This is a genomic window from Mesorhizobium sp. dw_380 (genome assembly GCF_018588885.1).
Lineage (GTDB): Bacteria > Pseudomonadota > Alphaproteobacteria > Rhizobiales > Rhizobiaceae > Mesorhizobium.
Window position 1 is genome coordinate 1 of sequence record NZ_JAFFIW010000147.1, and the last position, 670, is coordinate 670.

Genomic DNA, 670 nt, shown 5'->3' on the forward strand with positions numbered 1-670 from the left:
GCCGGAAGACCAGCTTCTGCTGGGGCTTGAGGAAGCCGAGCAGATCGAGGCCGCCGGCGAGGAGGAGAACGAGCAGGCCGCTCCCACGGAACGTCGGGCAAAGACTGCCAAGCGTCGGGCCAACCGTGGCTCGCTGCCGGCGCATCTTCCTCGCGTGGAGATGGTCGTCGACATCGAGGACCATGCCTGTCCGTGCTGCCGCAACGGCTTGCATCGGATCGGCGAGGACGTGAGCGAGCGGCTCGACATCGTTCCGGCGCAGCTGCAATCACGAAGGCTTCGAGGTAGTAGTAGTAGTTCAGGGCGGCGGTCAATTGTGGTCGATCCGAGCACGCGCAAAATTGTGAAGGTCTACGACTGACGGAATTGCACTCGCCCGCCGCCAGATCTGGCGGCGGGACGTGCTGGGGACCGCAATTTACCAGGAAAAACGAAGATGATGAAAGAAGTTCTGGACGTCGATTGCCCTCGATGCTCGCCTGGCTGATCTCCAAGCCGAAATCAGAACGTTCCATTCCGCAAATATCTTGATTGGTAGGACTAATGGCGCTCTCTGAAGACCTCTATTCGGCTCGGCTGACATTGCATTGCCAAGGGTGCGGCTTGCCATTGGTAAAACGGTCGATGGGTTAAATATGCTGCGCAATTTCAATGCGCCGGAACAGGCCTT

General features: G+C 58.8%; 1 pseudogene. It reads left to right on the plus strand.

The annotated features are described in order from the left end of the window. Positions 1-268 (plus strand): annotated as a pseudogene (locus JT360_RS33305) (transposase domain-containing protein); the annotation flags it as partial. Between the last annotated feature and the right edge of the window lie 402 nt (positions 269-670).